This window comes from Megasphaera sp. UPII 135-E (assembly GCF_000221545.1).
Lineage (GTDB): Bacteria > Bacillota > Negativicutes > Veillonellales > Megasphaeraceae > Megasphaera > Megasphaera hutchinsoni.
The window spans coordinates 1-17,962 of sequence record NZ_AFUG01000021.1; the positions used below are offsets into that span (position 1 = coordinate 1).

The 17,962-nt window shown below is 30.1% G+C and carries 20 protein-coding genes; 19 read left to right on the plus strand and 1 reads right to left on the minus strand.

Annotation, left to right across the window (positions count from 1 at the left end; genetic code table 11):
- Window positions 1-20 precede the first annotated feature (20 nt).
- A complete protein-coding gene (locus HMPREF1040_RS03250; protein WP_007392556.1) occupies window positions 21-623 on the minus strand; it encodes a helix-turn-helix domain-containing protein in 603 nt (200 codons plus the stop codon).
- A gap of 161 nt (window positions 624-784) precedes the next feature.
- Between HMPREF1040_RS03250 and HMPREF1040_RS03255 the strand changes: the two genes are divergently transcribed.
- The 19 genes from HMPREF1040_RS03255 to HMPREF1040_RS03340 all read left to right on the plus strand — a co-directional run bounded on the left by HMPREF1040_RS03255 (window position 785) and on the right by HMPREF1040_RS03340 (window position 17,450).
- The gene (locus HMPREF1040_RS03255; protein WP_007392548.1) at window positions 785-976 is read left to right on the plus strand and encodes a hypothetical protein; all 192 of its coding nucleotides are present in this window, start codon (window positions 785-787) and stop codon (window positions 974-976) included.
- Between the two features lie 11 nt (window positions 977-987).
- The gene (locus HMPREF1040_RS03260; protein WP_007392519.1) at window positions 988-2,058 is read left to right on the plus strand and encodes a site-specific integrase; all 1,071 of its coding nucleotides are present in this window, start codon (window positions 988-990) and stop codon (window positions 2,056-2,058) included.
- Window positions 2,059-2,068: 10 nt separating this feature from the next.
- A complete protein-coding gene (locus HMPREF1040_RS03265) occupies window positions 2,069-2,452 on the plus strand; it encodes a hypothetical protein (RefSeq protein WP_036257480.1) in 384 nt (127 codons plus the stop codon).
- Between the two features lie 92 nt (window positions 2,453-2,544).
- Window positions 2,545-3,465 carry a hypothetical protein gene (locus tag HMPREF1040_RS03270; protein WP_007392495.1) on the plus strand — a complete coding sequence of 307 codons (921 nt, stop codon included), beginning with the start codon at window positions 2,545-2,547 and terminating at the stop codon, window positions 3,463-3,465.
- The gene (locus HMPREF1040_RS03275) at window positions 3,462-4,367 is read left to right on the plus strand and encodes an AAA family ATPase (RefSeq protein ID WP_007392532.1); all 906 of its coding nucleotides are present in this window, start codon (window positions 3,462-3,464) and stop codon (window positions 4,365-4,367) included. Before HMPREF1040_RS03270 ends, HMPREF1040_RS03275 begins: the two co-directional genes overlap by 4 nt.
- Window positions 4,368-4,692: 325 nt before the next feature.
- Window positions 4,693-5,073 (plus strand): plasmid mobilization relaxosome protein MobC, encoded by a 381-nt coding sequence (gene mobC / locus HMPREF1040_RS03280; protein ID WP_007392509.1) that lies wholly within the window; start codon window positions 4,693-4,695, stop codon window positions 5,071-5,073.
- Window positions 5,073-6,101, plus strand: coding sequence for a relaxase/mobilization nuclease domain-containing protein (locus HMPREF1040_RS03285; protein WP_007392508.1), 1,029 nt, complete (start codon window positions 5,073-5,075; stop codon window positions 6,099-6,101). Before mobC ends, HMPREF1040_RS03285 begins: the two co-directional genes overlap by 1 nt.
- Window positions 6,102-6,153: 52 nt before the next feature.
- Window positions 6,154-6,534 (plus strand): hypothetical protein, encoded by a 381-nt coding sequence (locus HMPREF1040_RS08380; RefSeq protein WP_007392494.1) that lies wholly within the window; start codon window positions 6,154-6,156, stop codon window positions 6,532-6,534.
- 151 nt (window positions 6,535-6,685) lie between these two features.
- Window positions 6,686-6,892, plus strand: coding sequence for a helix-turn-helix transcriptional regulator (locus tag HMPREF1040_RS03290; protein WP_007392525.1), 207 nt, complete (start codon window positions 6,686-6,688; stop codon window positions 6,890-6,892).
- Window position 6,893: 1 nt separating this feature from the next.
- The gene (locus tag HMPREF1040_RS03295) at window positions 6,894-9,857 is read left to right on the plus strand and encodes an N-6 DNA methylase (RefSeq protein WP_007392506.1); all 2,964 of its coding nucleotides are present in this window, start codon (window positions 6,894-6,896) and stop codon (window positions 9,855-9,857) included.
- The gene (locus HMPREF1040_RS03300) at window positions 9,847-11,439 is read left to right on the plus strand and encodes an N-6 DNA methylase (RefSeq protein ID WP_007392553.1); all 1,593 of its coding nucleotides are present in this window, start codon (window positions 9,847-9,849) and stop codon (window positions 11,437-11,439) included. Before HMPREF1040_RS03295 ends, HMPREF1040_RS03300 begins: the two co-directional genes overlap by 11 nt.
- Window positions 11,440-11,465: 26 nt before the next feature.
- Window positions 11,466-12,506 (plus strand): SIR2 family protein, encoded by a 1,041-nt coding sequence (locus HMPREF1040_RS03305; protein ID WP_007392518.1) that lies wholly within the window; start codon window positions 11,466-11,468, stop codon window positions 12,504-12,506.
- Window positions 12,506-14,257, plus strand: coding sequence for an ATP-binding protein (locus tag HMPREF1040_RS03310; RefSeq protein ID WP_007392503.1), 1,752 nt, complete (start codon window positions 12,506-12,508; stop codon window positions 14,255-14,257). Before HMPREF1040_RS03305 ends, HMPREF1040_RS03310 begins: the two co-directional genes overlap by 1 nt.
- A gap of 537 nt (window positions 14,258-14,794) precedes the next feature.
- Window positions 14,795-15,109: a helix-turn-helix domain-containing protein gene (locus tag HMPREF1040_RS03315; RefSeq protein ID WP_007392538.1), complete on the plus strand. Its 315-nt coding sequence runs from the start codon at window positions 14,795-14,797 to the stop codon at window positions 15,107-15,109.
- Between the two features lies 1 nt (window position 15,110).
- Window positions 15,111-15,662 (plus strand): ImmA/IrrE family metallo-endopeptidase, encoded by a 552-nt coding sequence (locus tag HMPREF1040_RS03320; protein ID WP_007392524.1) that lies wholly within the window; start codon window positions 15,111-15,113, stop codon window positions 15,660-15,662.
- A 171-nt stretch (window positions 15,663-15,833) separates the two neighbouring features.
- Complete coding sequence (locus HMPREF1040_RS03325; protein WP_007392549.1) at window positions 15,834-16,502, plus strand: DUF4417 domain-containing protein; 669 nt, start codon at window positions 15,834-15,836, stop codon at window positions 16,500-16,502.
- On the plus strand, window positions 16,502-16,903 hold the full coding sequence (locus HMPREF1040_RS03330; protein WP_007392507.1) for a hypothetical protein: 402 nt from the start codon (window positions 16,502-16,504) through the stop codon (window positions 16,901-16,903). Before HMPREF1040_RS03325 ends, HMPREF1040_RS03330 begins: the two co-directional genes overlap by 1 nt.
- An 8-nt stretch (window positions 16,904-16,911) precedes the next feature.
- Entirely contained in the window at window positions 16,912-17,244 is a 333-nt protein-coding gene (locus HMPREF1040_RS03335) for a hypothetical protein (RefSeq protein WP_007392547.1), read from the plus strand.
- Window positions 17,244-17,450 carry a DUF4926 domain-containing protein gene (locus HMPREF1040_RS03340; protein ID WP_007392560.1) on the plus strand — a complete coding sequence of 69 codons (207 nt, stop codon included), beginning with the start codon at window positions 17,244-17,246 and terminating at the stop codon, window positions 17,448-17,450. The genes HMPREF1040_RS03335 and HMPREF1040_RS03340 overlap by 1 nt, the downstream gene beginning before the upstream one ends.
- The last annotated feature ends 512 nt before the right edge of the window (window positions 17,451-17,962 follow it).

Below are 17,962 nucleotides of genomic sequence, written 5' to 3' on the forward strand. Positions count from 1 at the left end.
GTTTCCCGTAGCATTATTTATTACAGTAAATTATTTTCTTTCAAATATTCAATTCTCTTTTTCAGAATCTCATCTCTTGACAGTTCTTCAAATTCTTTCTGTGTTAGTGGTAGAGAGTAATATTCTACAGATTTATTTTTCATGGAATCAAACTGTTCTTTTGTAATGGAGTAGGACTCCAAGTCGAACAGATTATCAGACAATTCTTTTAGGATATTGCATACGTCAGCATTAAAAGCGTGCTCTTTATCATTACCATAGAACACAAGCTTAACATTCCATTTATTTTCATCGGTTTCAATATCGTTATTGGGGAATTTATCTTCTACAATTATTTTGAATCCGATTTCTTTTTTCATTGCCAGTTCATACATAAATAATACAAAATCTCTCATGCTTGAAAGACCGAAAGTATAGTCACTTCTTCCGGCAAGCCAGTCTAAAGATACTTTACATTTATCGGCAATATCGATCAGTACATCTATTGTAGGATTATTTTTACCATTTTCGTAAGCAGACATTGACGGCTGAGGTATTCCTAAAAATTCTGCAAACTCCTTTTGTGTTTTTTTATTTATAGAACGAAGATATTTCAATCGCTCTGATACAGTTTTATTATTCATATTATAATCTCCTATATTTATTATATCTTATTATATCAAATCGTATACTAAAAATAAAGAGAAATTCTGATAAAAATTAGAAATGACTATTGACATCTACTATATAAATTATTATACTAATATATATCGCAAGTCTAAATAAATGAGAAAGGAGGAAAAATATGAGAAAAATGTATGTTGATGCTGAAGAAGTCAGCAAAGATTGGGGAGTTTCAAAACCTAAGGCATACAAAATGATAAAAGAATTAAATGAGAGAATGTTAAAAGACAATCCAAACCTGATAGTGATTGCAGGCAAGGTTAATCGAAAATTTTATGAAGAAAACTGTTATGGACAAACGAAAGAAGTATAGGAGGTGATGATGTGTCAGCCAGCAAGGATAAAGAAAGAGGTACATGGAAAATCTATTTAAGGTATGTTGATTGGCAAGGGATGAAACAGATTCACACAAAGCGTGGATTCGCTACAAAAAGAGAGGCTTTGGAGTATGAACGAGAGTTTTTGACAAGTAAGTCGAGAGATTTGAATATGCTTTTTGAGTCATTTGTTGAAATTTATTTGAATGATTTAAGACCGAGAATTAAATTCAACACCTACTTAACAAAGGTGCATATTATAGAAACGAAAATAATACCTTACTTTGCCAAAAAATCGATAGCTGAAATAACGGCTCCGGATATTTTACAGTGGCAGAATGAATTACTTAAAAAATCTGATGGTGAAGGAAAGTCATATTCTCAAACATATTTGAGAACAATTCAGAATCAATTAAATGCTATTCTTAACCATGCCAATAAATATTATGGATTAACAAGCAATCCCGCTCATAAAACAACTAAGATGGGAAAATCAAAGGCACAGGAAATGTTGTTTTGGACGAAAGAGGAGTATGAAAAATTTGCTGAAAGTATTAAAAGCAAGCCAGCTTCATATTATGCCTTTGAGATTCTTTATTGGTGTGGCATTAGAGAGGGTGAATTGCTTGCACTTACAAAAGATGATTTTGACCTTGAGAAGAAAATTCTAACTATTAGCAAATCATTTCAAAGGTTAAAAGGAAAAGATTATATTACATCTCCAAAGACGGAAAAAAGTAATAGAACAATTCAATTACCACAATTTCTATGTGATGAAATGTCTGATTTCTTCGGAATGTATTATCATCTGGATTCAAAGTCAAGGCTCTTTACTTTTACAAAATCATATTTACATCATGAAATGGATAGAGGATGTAAATTATCAGGAGTAAAAAGAATTAGAGTTCATGATTTAAGACACTCTCATGTTGCATATTTGATAGAGCAAGGCTTTTCTCCTGTGGTGATTGCAGAAAGATTAGGTCATGAAAGTATCTCGATAACCTTAAATTATGCACATTTATATCCGTCAAAGCAGTTGGAAATCATTGAAACGATAGAGAAAGAAAGGAATTAAATTGATTAAGATGAGTAAGATATTTAAAAGAGAAAGTCTGCAGTCAAAAGGTAGAAAACTGAAAGTCGATAACAACAGAAAAAGAAATATTATAGTGAATTTCAGAATGTCTCCGGAAGAAAAAAGTTTATTGGAAGAGAAAATAGCATTATCAGGATTAAACAAACAGGATTATATGATTCAAATGAGCATAAATCATAAAGTTGAGGTATTTGGAAATATAAGAGTGTTTGATGAACTGAAAACGAAACTGATGATGCTTGAAGCTTATTTTAAAAATGTTAATTTGGACTGCGATATTGAAGAAAATAAGCTTGAACTTCTGGCATATATTCTGGAAATGTTTGAAACGGTGAATAGAAATAAAAATGACTCTACCTACGGCAATAGATAGAGCCAAGAAGCAACCTGATAAGATTGTAAATCTCAAATAACATTTTATCAGGTTGTACTTCTATCATCAACATGATTATGGAGGTAATAACTATGAATAAAGAAAAATATATTAACAATATTCCACAGGAATTAAAAGAATGTAAGCAATGGTTATGGTTCAAGATTTATCATAATGAAGATAAGAATGGCAATATAAAAATGGTTAAGATTCCAATCAGTCCAATCACTTGTGAATCAAATGAATGGAACAAAAAAGAGAACTGGACAGATTTTGAAACTGCTTTAGATGGATTGGAAAGAAGCGGCTGTGATGGACTATCATTTGTCTTAACTGAAGATGATCCGTTTGTCTGCATTGATTTAGATAATGTTAAGGACAGCTTTGAGGATGTGCAAGACATTATAAGTGATTTTGGCGAAACATATAAGGAAATTTCCGTATCGGGCAACGGAGTCCACATATTTGCCAAGGGCAGAATTCATAAGAATATCAACAATCAAGCTGATCGTTTTGAAATGTATAAATCAAATAAGTGCATTGCTATGACCGGTGATGTCATAGGAACTTGCACGGAAGTAAAGAATGAACAATATAAGTTAAACCTTTACTATGAAAAATATGCCATTAAAGAAACGATTAGAGAGCAAATTTTCTACTATAAAAATATAAATAGTGATGTGCCGGATATTGAAGGGATTTTAAAGGCAATGTATATGACTAATCGCAAAGGCAGAGAGCTTTTTAGAGGCGAATATTCCACAGGAGATGCAAGCAAAGATGATTTTCAGCTTCTTCTTGTACTTAACAGTTTTACACATGGAAATGCTGATTTAATGTTAGAAATATTCTTAAAATCGGCATTAAATCGCATGGGAGATATGAGTAAAAGAAAAACAGAAGCTGCATATATTAAATATCTAAATCAGAGCATTAAAAAGGCACAGGAAGTTGGTGGAAATAACTATTGGGATTATAACTATCACAGAAAAAATCAGGAGGTAATTCGTTGAAAGCATATACGATAAATACTAAGTTTGATGCGTCTGATAAGTATATTGTGGATAACATTATTGCAAGTAAAAGCATTACCCTAATTGTAGCTTCGCCTAAAAAGGGCAAGACGGCTTTAGGGCTTAATCTTGGTATATGTATCAACGAAGGAATTGATTTTCTTGAGAACAAAGTTAAAAAAACAAACGTGGTTTACTATTGCAATGAGCTTTCAGGAAGTCTAATTCAAGAAAGAATAAACAGACTTGATTTACTTTGTCCAAATACTATGAAGTTTTATGAAGGTACAAGCTATGTGGTCTTTGATGAGTTTGAAAAAATTATAAAAGCTGATATTGAATTAGGCTATGAAGTATTTATAGTTGATACTTTTTCAAAGATAAAATATGACAGAAAATATAATGCCAATGATTATAATGACACCTATGAGGTTATGGCAAAGTATTATGAGCTTATAGAAAAATATGGATGTACTTTTATTATGATGTACCATACAAAAAAGGATTCATCAGTAAAAAGTGTAAGCGAGAAAGTGATAGGTTCACAAGCATTACCCGGCTCAGTAGATACCATTATAGCTATTGATAAAGCTTCAGAATTTGATACGGAGTTTAACTTAGATGTTACAAGTAGATTGTTTGAGTCAAAGGTATATCAGGTCAAAATAAATCCTTCTAAGAGGATATTAGAGCTTGATAAGGTTGATCCGATTGAACTGCTTGAGCCGTCAATTCAGAAATTGGTACAAGCCATGCCAAAACTAAAAGAAATAGAGGGAACGATAGTGGATATTTGTTCAAAGATTAATCTTGATATTGAAAGTCCTCAACAGTTTGGGAAGACCTTAAATCGTAATAAAGATATTCTAAGAAAGAATGGAATCAGCATTACAATGAAGTGAGGAAAAAACAATAATAATTATCAGATTAAGTATAACGCAGAAGATGTAATTTACTAAGACACCGTTCAGACCGTTCGTACCGTTAGATGTTTTCTATATAGGGAAATGTCGTGCGGTATGAACGGTGCAAACGGTAAAATGAAAAATTGCATCCATTTTTTTCTGTGTTAGTCCATAGACAAATAAGCAAAAGTATGAATTAGAGGTAGATAGCAAGCATATACTTTCTGACCACACTCAAAAAGTAGGCTTGAAATTTGATGCCTCAAATTTGAAATATTTAGGGAGAACCCTAATACCCCGAATATGAAAGGAGAGATGAAAAATGTCAAAGACCGTTAATCGTAAAAATAATTGTACCGTTCACTTTATGGTGAATGAAGAAGATATGAAAGAATTAAATAGAAGATTTGCATTGACCAATTTTAAGAGCAAGAGAGAATTTTATAGGGACAGTATTTTTAAGAACAGAATTATAAGCATTGATATTTCCGGAGCCTTTAGAAAAGAACTGAGGGAATTATCTTCTCTTGTAAGTCGTAACTCAGCAAACCTGAATCAAATTGCAAAAGCAGTAAACAGCACAGGAATTATTTATAAAGATGATATTGAAAGCATTAAGAAAGCTTTGCAAGGCGAACTTCTTTTCCTGTCAGAATTTAGAGAAAAAGTTTCTGACTATATTATCAATGAGGTTGTAGGGTAATGGCTGTTACAAAGATACACCCGATTAAAACTACTCTTAAAAAGGCGATAGATTATATCTGTAATGGAGATAAAACAGATGATGAAATCTATGTTACAACGCACCTGTGCAGTAGAGAAAATGCTCATAAAGAATTTGAACTTACCAAGAAGCAATTTAGCTCAAGAACAAAGACCTTAGCACATCATCTAATCCAATCTTTTGTTCCGGAAGAAGTCAGTTTTGAAGAAGCGCATCAAGTTGGAATTGAACTCTGTGAAAAGATTTTAGAAGGAAAATATGAGTATGTTTTAGCGACACATATCGACAAAGACCATATCCACAATCACATAATTTTTAATTCCATAGATGTGGATGAGGGGAAGGTTTATCATTCCTATTATGGTTCCTACATGAACATCAGAAACCAAAGCGACAAGCTTTGCAAGGAACATAATTTATCAGTAATCGACCAAGAAACGCAAAAGGAAATCAACGAGATTAAGCGAAGAAAATTTGTGAATTGGTATGACTGGAATGAAGATAAAAAATGCAGTAGCTATAAGTCAAAACTTCAATTTGACATTGATAGAACAATAAAGCAGTCTATCAATTGGCAGGACTTTTTATCTAAGATGGAAAGCCATGGTTATGAAATTAAGTTTGGTAAACACATTGCTTTTAGAGGTAAAAATCAGCAGAGATTTACCAGAGCAAAGACCATTGGAGCTAACTACAATGAAGAACGAATTAAGGAAAGAATCCTGAATAAAGATAAAGAACTTGGAAATATCATTGATATTAAGAACAGTGAAAAAGCAAAGTCAAGCAAAGGATATGAAAATTGGGCAACAAAACATAATCTTAAAACGGCTGCGTCTACGCTTGTTGAAATCAGGAATAAAGGGTTTAATTCAATGGAAGAATTGGAGCGTGGTATCAGCCGAATTTCCATTGAAAAGAATGACTTGAAACGAGAATTTGATAAGTTGTCATTGGAACAAAAAAAGGATAAAGGAAGTATTAAAGTATATTCAAATCTGTATTAGCAAGAGAGAGCATTATGAAGGCTATCGTAAAAATCCAAACGATAAAATTTATATGATGATGAATAGAAAAGATGTGGAAGCCTATCAGAAATCCTATGAGGAGATAGATATTTTCCTTAAACAATTTCCTCATTTAAGACATGTAGTGTTGGGAGAGTTGAAGACAAAATCAGGTAAAAATCTTTTCAGAAAATTAAATGAACATTCAGAAGAATTACAGACTAAACAAGCAGAGATAGCAAAGAAGCATAATTCGTTATCAGCACAGTATGAGGAGTTGGAACATTTGAAAGCTAATATGAATGAATATCTTGGTAGGGATAAAGCTGAGAAGAAAAAGGAATCCGTTATTGGTAAAATCAAGAAGTGTAAGGTGGAAGAAAAATTAAAGCCTATGGTAAAGAAAGAAACTTCAAAGGAAGCTGAGAGATAAATATATGGTCGGTGCGGTCTTCGGGCTGCACTGATTATTTTTTATTGTAAAATTGGTTCGAGAAAAAAGAAGATAATGCTACTAAAAGTTCTATTATTATGTTATAATAGAAACGATATGATATTAAGATGTATAAGACTGGAGGATAATCATGTCGAAACTAAGCTATAAAAAATTATTTAAGAAATTAATAGATATAGAAATGAAAAATACTGAGCTTATGGAAAAAGCAAAAGTAAGTAAAAGTACATTCTACAAAATAAAAAATGGCGAAAATGTTACTACTGATGTATTGCTAAGGATATGCAATGTCTTAGAGTGTGATATTTCGGAAATTGTAGAATGCGTGGAGGAATGATATGAATTTAGAAGTGAAAAAACAAAAGTTAAATAGACTTGTGAATGTTTTTTCTGAAAATTTGCCATACTATAAAAATCAAAAAAATAATTTTAATGAGCAGATGACTAGGCAACAATATATAGATGTTTTTTTAAGGTTATTGGGTTGGGATATTTCTAATCCCGATGGATTATCATTTAAGGAACGAGAAGTTGTAGCAGAAGAATATTCTACAGTTAACAGTAAAGATAGACCAGACTATACAATTAGAATGAATGGAATGAGCAAGTTCTATGTCGAAGCAAAAAAAGTTAGTGTTGATATCAGTTTAGAAGAAGCCCCAGCTTTACAAGCTAGAAGATACGGATGGAATGCTGGACATGATATTTCGTTACTTACAAATTTTGAATATTTAGCAATATATTTAACCCATGAAATGCCCAGAGAATCTGATGTTGCTAGTAAGTATAGATATAAACTTTATCATTATTCTGAGTATGAAGAAAAATTTGAAGAAATATATCGTTTATTATCAAGAGAGAGTCTTTTTGACGGGACATTTAATAAGTGGATAGAATCTGTACGACCAGAAGATGCAACTAAAATGTCTTTAGATAAAGTTTTTTTAGATCAGTTGAATGGTTGGCGAGTTTTGATTGCAAATGATTTATTAAGTTCTGGATGCAATATAAATTCATATGGAAATGTTAATGAATGTATACAGACATTTTTGAATCAATTAGTGTTTTTGAGGTTTGCAGAAGATAATAGATTTGAAAATCATAATAGCTTAAAAAATGAAATATTAAGTCATAGAAGCTATAAAGATTATTTCAAAACATTAGATAAAAAATACAATTCGGAATTATTTAGAAACTCTAGTATAATCACAGATCTGAGTGAAAATGTTTTGAGCAGTATAGTAGAGAATTTATATTTTCCTAATGTGTCTTATGATTTTTCTGTAATTGATTTATCGATTTTAAGCAAAATATATGAAAATTTCTTGCAACAGGAAATTGTAATTAATGATGGAATAGCGACATTAGAGAAAACAAAAAGTGCAAAAATTAAATCTGTAATATCTACACCTGATGAAATAGCGGTATCAATGGTGAAGCAGGCTTTATCTGATAAAATTATTGGAAAATCGGTTGAAGAAATACTGGAATTAAGAATAATTGATATCGCTGTTGGATCTGGAATTTTTTTGATTGAGATTTATAATTTTCTGGAAAGACATTTAGTAGATTTATATGCGGATAAAAATAGCGAATTTATTGATGAAAAAGTGGTGCCGTTTGCTGTTAAACGAGCGTTGATAGAAAAGGTGTTATTAGGATTTGATATAAATAATCAAGCAGTTCAACTTACACGTTTCTCTCTATTATTAAGATTATTATCCAATGAAGATAGGGAACGAATAGAGGATATTTCACCAATATTGCCATCACTTACTAAAACAATTGTATGTGCGAATTCGCTAGTCAGTGATGCTGATATAGATATAGTATCTGTAAATAAAGATGATTTGTATGAGATTATGCCTATGAGAAGTGAAGATGAAAGGCAGATGCAGTTTGATATTATTATTGGTAATCCTCCATATTTGAAGAAAGAAGATATTATTAATTCAACTCCAAAAGAAGAGATATCAGCATATGAAGTGAAATATGAAAGTGCATATAAACAGTATGATAAATATTTTTTGTTCATCGAGAGAATAGTAAACCTATTGAATGAAGATGGACAAGGTGTACTTATAGTTCCAAACAAATTTTTTAATGTTGCATCTGCATTGAAATTAAGAGATTTTCTTTTAAAGAAGAAGTGTATAGCTAAAATTTTTGATTTTGGAAGTAAACAATTGTTTAAAGGTGTTATTAACTATGTGTGTGTTTTAAAATTAGAAAAAAATTATGGAGATTCTTTTGAATATACGAAAGTATCATCGCCAGAAGATATTTATAACAACAAAAAAGGATTAATTTTTGATGTTTCAAAATTAGATATTTCACATTGGTTTTTAACAGATGATAGTACAATTCTTAATAAGTATGAATATGCAAAAGAAAAATTTCCTTGTATTGAGGAAGAAATAATACCTGCTAACGGTATACAAACTAGCAAGAATGATGTTTATAAAATACCCAAAAATACAATAGTTTCAAATGAAAATGGCGTAGTTACATTTATAAAAGAGGGACAGGAATTTAAAGCAGAGATAGAACTATTGAGAGAATATTATTTGCCAAGTAAAAGTGATGGGGAAAATAAGTCATACCAAAATCTAAAATCAACAAACTATGTGATTTTCCCATATATTAATGGAAAAATCATACATGAAAAAGAGATGAAAGAAAATTATCCAAATACATGGAGATATCTGCACTATTTTAAAGATAAATTACTTCCTAAAAGTTTAGGAGGTAAACGAGATGTAAGAGGAAATGAAGGTGATTTTGAATGGTATCAGTATGGTCGCTCCCAAGCCTTACGAGAAGTTGATAAGGAAAAAATAATTGTTGGAGTGCTTTCTAAAGAACCAAACTTTAATATAGATAGGAATAATATTGCATATTCATCGGGAGGTACAGCAGGTTATATAGGATTGTATTTGAGAGATAATTCAAAATACAACTTGGAATATATTCAAGCTTGGCTTAGTCACTGGTTTACAGATGAAATTTTTAAAACTATTGGCAGTGATTTTGAAGGAGGCTTTTACACTCACGGAACAAATATGTACAAGGATATACCACTTCTGCCGATTGATTTTGAAAATGAATATGAACATAAAATTTTTGATAGGATTTCCGAATTGGTAAAGAGTATTAATACTATAAATGAAGAGATAGAAAATGAGACTGATTCAAGAAAAAAAGAACTTAATTTAAGAATTAAAGAAAATATAATATCAAAAATAAATACTCAAATAGACGAATTAATAGAATTAAAGGTGGAAGAAAATAATGAATGTTAAAAGTAAGCAAACAGAAGAAAAATTAAATGGCGTTTTCTATACACCTTTTGAAATTGTTGATTTCCTTACAAGATGGATTACAGATAAACAACAAATTTCTAATGTATTAGAACCATCGGCGGGAGATGGTAGATTTGTAAAACAGATAGTTGAACTTGCAGATAAAGCGAATGTTACAGCGGTTGAAATCGATCCTTTGGAATGTGAAATAATTAAAGCTATTGATAATACAAAGGTTATAAATGATGATTTTTATAATTTTTACGAAGAGATAAAAGATATAGGAATCAAATATGATGCTGTAATAGGAAATCCTCCGTATATTAGATATCAATTTTTATCAGAAGAACAGAGAAATTATCAAAGTGATATATTAAAACGTAATGGCATGAAACCTAATAAATTGATAAATTCATGGGTTGCTTTTACAGTAGCAAGCATTGAATTATTAAGTTTGGGTGGAAAATTTGCATTTGTTTTGCCAACGGATCTTTTGCAAGTGTCTTATGCTAAGGAGCTTAGAAAGTTTATTTTCAAGGAACTGAAAGAAGTAACTATTATTCGTTTTGATAACATTGTGTTTTCTGGAATACAACAGGATGTTGTACTTATTTTTGGAATAAAAAGAGATATGGAAAGCAAAAAAACATTAATAAGGAATATTAGTGTAAAAGATATGTCTCAATTATCTAATAAAATCTATGCCATTCCATTTGAATATTATGATTTTGACAATAGTGACAAATGGAGAAAATTTTTGTTAAGCAAAAACTTTATGAAATTCTATGAAGATAAATTTATTAATGAGACTACTTCAATCAAAGATATTAGTACCATTGAAGTAGGTATTACTACTGGAAATAATAAAGTCTTTGTTGTAAATAATGAGACGGTTAATAAGTATAGCCTAGATGATTATAAAGTTCCTTTGGTAGGGAGAAGTTTAGATGTCTTTGGATTGTTTTATACAGAAAATGATATTTCGCATAACAGTTTAAATTGCAGAAAAGTTTGGTTATTGGATTTCAATAACAGGAAATTAAATAGAGGTGCAAAAAAATATATAAAGGAAGTGGAAAGCAGAGACGAACATAAGGGATATAAATTAGGTTTAAGGGAGAAATGGTACGAGGTTCCATCTATATGGATTCCAGATGCGTTTTTACTTAGAAGAATGGGAAATTTCCCAAAGATAGTCAAAAATGAAATTAAAGCTACGAGTACAGATACTTTTCACAGAATTAGGTTTAATGAAGGAATTGATGTTGCAAAAACATTGGTATCATTTTATTCTTCAGTGACACTTTTATCTTTTGAACTCGAAGGAAGAGTTTTTGGTGGGGGTGCTTTAGAAATACTGCCGGGTGATTTGAAAAATATTAGATTACCTAAAATTAATGATGGGATAGATTTTATTGAAATCTCAAAAAAAATAGATGAAAAATTAAGAGCAAATCATGAGTTCACGGAAATTGTAAAGTGGGTGGATAGTTTAATTCAATCATTATCAGGATTCAATAAATCTGAGATTAATGAAATCTATGATGTATGGAACAGTCTAAGGAGGAATAGAGTAGAGTGATATATTTTATTTAAAGGGGTATGAAGATGGATAAGGATATGGATAATCTAAAGAAACAAATCCAAAGTTTCTTTGACCAAGGAACAGTGACAATAGTGGGTTCTGGGCTATCTTGTGCTGAAGGTATTTCAGGAATGAAAGCACTGTCTAAAAAACTGATTGAAGATGTTCCTGATAGGCTAAGTGCCGAAGATATGGAGTATTGGAGAAGTATAGAAGAAACTTTAAATAATGGAACAGATTTAGAATCTACACTACAACAAAATAAAGTAACAAGTAACATTGAAAAAGCAATTGTTGAAAGTGCATATGAACTTATTTCCTGCGAAGATATATCTATTTTTACGGAAATTATAGAAAAAGGTAAAACGTTAAAGTTTTCTGAGTATTTATCGTGCTTTAATATTGATTTGTATAATTTGGCTGTAATAACAACCAATTATGATTTGTTAATAGAGTATGCTTGTGAAATTAAAGGATGTGATTATTCAGATTCATATTATGGGAAAATCATTTCTAAATATTCACCCGAAAACGCTGAAAAAGAAATGCTTAAAGGGATAAAAAGAGGTAAGAAACCTATGAATCATTACAAGCCACATATAAAAATATATAAACCACATGGATCAATTAATTGGAAACTCATCAATGGAAAACTTAATAAGATAAATCATGTAAATTGTGGTACTCCTTGCATAATTACCCCAGGTTCTAATAAATATGAAAAAGGATATGAAGAGCCTTTTGATTATCATATTGGAAAAATGAGGCAGGAGATAGATAATGCGAAAAGGTTAATATTTATTGGATATGGTTTTAATGATAACCATTTGGAAACTCATTTAAATAAACCAGAAAATATTTCTAAACCTAAACTAATTGTAACTAGAACCTTATATGGTAATGCGAAAAAAATTGTTGATAATTCGCCAAATACTATAGCTATAGAAGAGATGAAAATAAATAATAAGAGTTGTGGAACAAGAATTTACTTTGAAAAACAAATATATGAAATTAAAGATAAAAAAATATGGGATATAGCTGAATTAATTAAGGAGGTGTTTTGATGGATAAGTTAGTGTTTCAAGAAAATGATACAATAGGTTCTGTTATATATGTGGATACTAATCAGGTTTTAATTGAAGTGGAAGATAATGAGAAAATATCATTATTAAATGTTGGTAGTATTGTTGCTATTCAAACCACAAGATCCTTTGAGTTTACAATTGGTATTATAGATAAAGTAAGACGAAAAGCAAATGAATTAATGGAATTAGAAGATTTAACTGATGAATATAATGAAAGCCTTGAAGAAGAAGCCTATATTTCATCAGATGTAATCCAAGTTTCGTTAATTGGGACATACAAAACGGTTGACGGAGATACTAAAAATTGTTTCAAAAGAGGAATTGATACTTTCCCACAAATTACACATCATTGTTATTCGATTAATGGTAATAACTTAAAGTTATTTATGAATATTATTAGTGATGATGTTTCTTTGGAAAAACAATTGGTTATAGGAAAATTTGCAATTGATGACAATGCTACTGCAATTTTAGACGGCGATAAATTTTTTCAAAGACATGCTTCTATTTTGGGAAGTACAGGTTCAGGTAAAAGTTGGTGTGTTGCAAATTTGATAGAGGAAGCCAGCAAACTTAATAATCCTAATATTATTGTTCTTGATATGCATGGTGAATATAAGTCATTATGTGATACAGATAAGAAATATGCTGATTATTATAAGATTGCAGGACCAGGAGACTTAGAAAACGACGATGAAAAATATGTTTTCTTGCCATATTGGTTATTAAATAGAGATGAAATGCTATCTATGATTTTAGATAGATCAGATAATAATGCTCCTAATCAAGCTTCACGTTTTACTTTTCATGTAAGGGAACTAAAAGAGGAAACTTTAAGAGAATTGGGCAAATCTAAAGTTTTAAGTACTTTTACAGTTGATTCACCTATTCCATTTAATATGGAAGCACTGATTACAAGATTGAAAGAGGATGATACAAAAAAAGGAGTTGGAGCTAATAACAAACCAGTAAAAGGAGAGTGGGAAGGTAAACTTACTCGTTTTATATCAAGGCTAGAAACGAAAATCATGGACAAAAGATACGGATTTTTGTTTCAACCCAATATTAATACATTAAATTATGATTGGCTATCCAAGTTATTGTGTAAGATGATTGGTGCAGATGACGAAAGAAAAGGTATAAAAATTATTGACTTTTCAGAAGTACCTTCCGATGTTTTGCCTATAGTTACGGGAATTATTTCAAGATTACTGTTTGATGTGCAAATATGGATGGATGAGGAAAAAAGAACTCCTTTCGCTATTTTGTGTGATGAAGCTCATTTGTATCTTCCAATACAAGAGGATGCTGATAGTGTTCAAAAACAAGCATTGGGAAATTTTGAAAGGATTGCAAAAGAAGGTAGAAAGTATGGAATCTCTTTAGTTGTTATTAGTCAGAGACCTTCAGATGTAAGTAAGACAATTTTAAGCCAATGTAATAACTTTTTGGTACTACGACTGTCGAATGACAGAGATAAGTCTGTAATAAGAAATTTACTACCAGATGCTTTAAAAGGCATTTTAGATCAACTCCCCCTATTAGATGTAGGAGAAGCAATAGCGGTTGGAGATGCAATATTATTACCAAGTAGGATTAGATTAAAAACGCCACAATTAAAACCTATGAGTGCAACTAAAAATTTTTGGATAGAGTGGGAAAATACTAAGGCGGATAATGCTGCAATTATTGAAGCTATAGAAAATATGAGGTGTCAAACTAAAGAATAGAAAAGAGAAGACTTTTGCATAGCAGACAATGATTAAAACAGTTAGAAATGCCGTATCAAAACTAAATGATGAAGAATGTTTAGATTTGTTGGATAAAGAATAATGCTGTGCTTGCAATATGCTTGCAAAAAATCAGATAAACAGAAATAAAACGGATAATAAGGCTAAATCTGATAACAAAAACCTTGATTTTATGCCATTTATACAAAATAATATCAATGGACATATCGAATGGGAGTAATCGCAAAAAAAATCAAAAGCCTTGTAAAATCAATGGTTACAGAAGGTAAAAAATTGTAACTGGGATTAAAATGGGAACATTTGTAAAAAAGAATAAATTGAATAATAGTGCCAAGTGGTTTACATTTGGACAAAAAATTAGACCGTAGTTAAAAGCTGCGGTCTTTTTGTAATTAAATATGTTAAAAAGATGTGTTTATAAGATATGTAAAATAATAAGTCAATATTACTTGCCAATATAGCAAGTCGGTGATATAATTATTATTGAAAACAGAAAATTGTTTTTTGGAGGTCAATATGAAAAAGGAGATAGGAAATAGGATAAGCTATTTGTTAAATAAGAATGGTATATCACAAAAAGAATTAGCTGACAGAATAAATATTTCTGAATCTGTTGTATCAAGATATATTTCCGGAGAAAGAGAGCCGAAAGCTAATGTGATTGCCAACTTAGCCACAGCACTTAGGACAACTTCAGATTACTTATTAGGCATAGAAGAAGATGATAACTTTAGTCAACCACGTATCAAAAGAATGATAGCAAGAAATGCTGATAATATGACTGTGGAAGAAAAAAGAGAACTAATTAACGCCTTATTTGGGGAGGAATAAGTTGGGATTTAGATTATCAAATAATAGATATGAAGAAATTAAGAAAATAGTAGTAGAATTTTTTATAAAATATGATGTTAAATGTATTCCTATAAATGGATTTGAATTGGCTTCAAAAATGGGGATAAAGATAATTCCATACTCATCTTATAATGAAAAAACTCAAAAATTAATGATAAAAAGAAGTAAAGATGGATTCTTTGTAGAAAAGACCGAAGGAGAATTTTACATTTATTATAATGATACGATGAATTATGGTCGAATAAATAACACAATTTTACATGAAATAGGTCATATTGTATTAGATCACACTGAGGAAAGCGAACTTGCAGAAGCTGAAGTAAATTTCTTTGCAAAATATGCACTGGTCCCACCTGTTTTAGTTTATAAATTAAATATAAATAGTCCTAATAAGATTTCAGAAATTTTTGATGTTTCTATCCAAGCAGGATATTATGCTTATAACTACTATAGAAAGTGGCTAAAGTATGGTGGTTATATACTGAAAGAATATGAAATGAACTTAATAGGATTATTTAAAGATGCAATTTGATGCAAGGGGGTGATTGTATGAATGTAAAAAAAATCATCTATTAAACTATTGGCGTAGTAATAGATGATTGGTAGAATATGGTCTCATATTCCTTGGTAAGATTATGATACCATATTTTTGCCTTTTAGTAAATGGAAGAAGTTTAACTTTAATTTATATGAAAGGATAATTATGGCGAAAATTGAAAAAAAACGAAAATCGTGTAAAGATGTCTATAAATCTTTTTTAGTCGAAGATGCATATTATGATGGAGATTATGAAATACCAGTTCTAAGGGAAATTAATAATGTAAATCCAAAAAATTTAGTTTTATATTCTGATAGAAATAAAAATCCAAATAAAGAAGATTGGATTTGTTTTTATGAAGATGATTATAAAATAAATTCCTTTTGGAATAATCCGAGGAAATATTTAAATATTTTATCAAAATATGGAGGCATAATCACGCCAGATTACAGTCTATATCGTGATATGCCACTATCTATGCAAATATGGAATATATTTAGGAGTAGAGCCTTAGGTTATTTTATGCAATCTAATGGGGGAAAAGTTGTACCAAATATTAGATTTTCAGATGAAAGAACTTATGATATATCTTGTGCAGGAGTTGAAAAAAATTCAACTATTGCACTTAGTACACATGGCTTAATGAAGATAAAAAAAGAAAAAGAAATATTTAAAAAAGGATTAGATTATGTAATTAGAAAATTAACTCCTAAAACTTTAATAATATATGGAACTACCCCTGACGATATATTTGAGCAATATAAAACACAAGGAATAGAAATACTTTCTTTTGAAAGCAAAATTTCTAAAATCCACAAAATGGAGGCTAATTAATGGGTAGTGGAAATTTTGGAGGATTTAAAAATACTAAAGGATCATTAAAGCCTGAACATCTTATGGAAGAATTAAGAAATAGTGGAGTTAAATTTACTGAAGAAGACGTTGTAATGATTGCCAAACAAAAAAATGGCGAGCTTTTATGGCTTGAAAGAGGAAATAAAGTAGCAGGATTAATACACATTGAAGAAGGTCATTCTGAAAATTTAAAATCTGCATTTGGAGTGAATAAAAACTCCATACCTTCATTTATAAAGAATGTTATAGAACAAGGAAAAATAGTTTCTAATGTTAAAAAAGGTAAAAGAATTACCAGAATATATGATTTTGGTGGTAAACATTATGTACTATGTGCACTTGGAACGAATGGATTTATTGTTTCAGTTTATCCAAGATAGGTGGTTATATGAAAAAATTAAAACTCATGTTAGATTTTGGAGAAGGTCCAATATGGACTGAATATTTTGATGAAGAGAAAGGAAGATTATTAACAGGAATTGAAAAAGTAGACAATGATAAAGAATTATGGGATATAAATGAAACAATTCAAGAATTGTTTACATCTTACTACCACTTTGATTATAATGATAAGGCTTGCTTTTTCGATGAAGAACAAGAGAAAAAAAACAAGTATAAAATGCTTGCATTATTAGAGAAACTTAAAAAAAGACTATATGAAATAAATGATGGGTCTTTTGAAATTGATGATAGAGAAACTGAAAGAGTTAAAAATTTATAATGAAAGAATTAGATGTTGTAAGATTGAAAGAGGATTACAGAGAAATAAGTAAAGGAACAAAAGGAACGGTTGTTTTGCTTTATGATGATAAAAATTGTGAAGTTGAGTTTTTTGATAAAGATGGAGATACAATAGATGTAGTTATGACTCCTTTAAAAAAAACTAGAATTAATAGAGTTATTCTAATAGAATTTAAACTTTTGTAAAAAAAGCTTGCAAAAATGAATCATATAAGCTCTGATCTTATATTTATTTAAGAAATTAACTTTATTAAACATCATGTCTTCTATCGTTAAGTTACAAAGGATAGCGTAAATTCATCAAGAGGACTAAGAAAATCTGATTCTTAAATAGAGAAGTTATATTATAATTCTTTTTAAGATCAATATTTCTGAAATCATATTTAAATCCAGTACTGGGACTGGGACGGGACTAAAAATTTGAAAACGTCCTATAATTAGGTGTATTTAGTGGCATTAGAAAAAATAGAATCTAGTATGTTGAATGGTTTGGGATATATCGGATGTTTGGAAAGGAAGAATGGGAATAATCGCAAAATTTTCTAAAAAGGCTTGATTACAAGCTATAAAGAGAATAAAAAACGGCTACTGGTACTTAAATGGTACTGGTAGTAAAAAAAATAATCAAAATAATAGTTCCAAGTGGTTTACATTTGGACAAAAAATAAGACCGTAGTTTCAAGCTGCGGTCTTTTTGC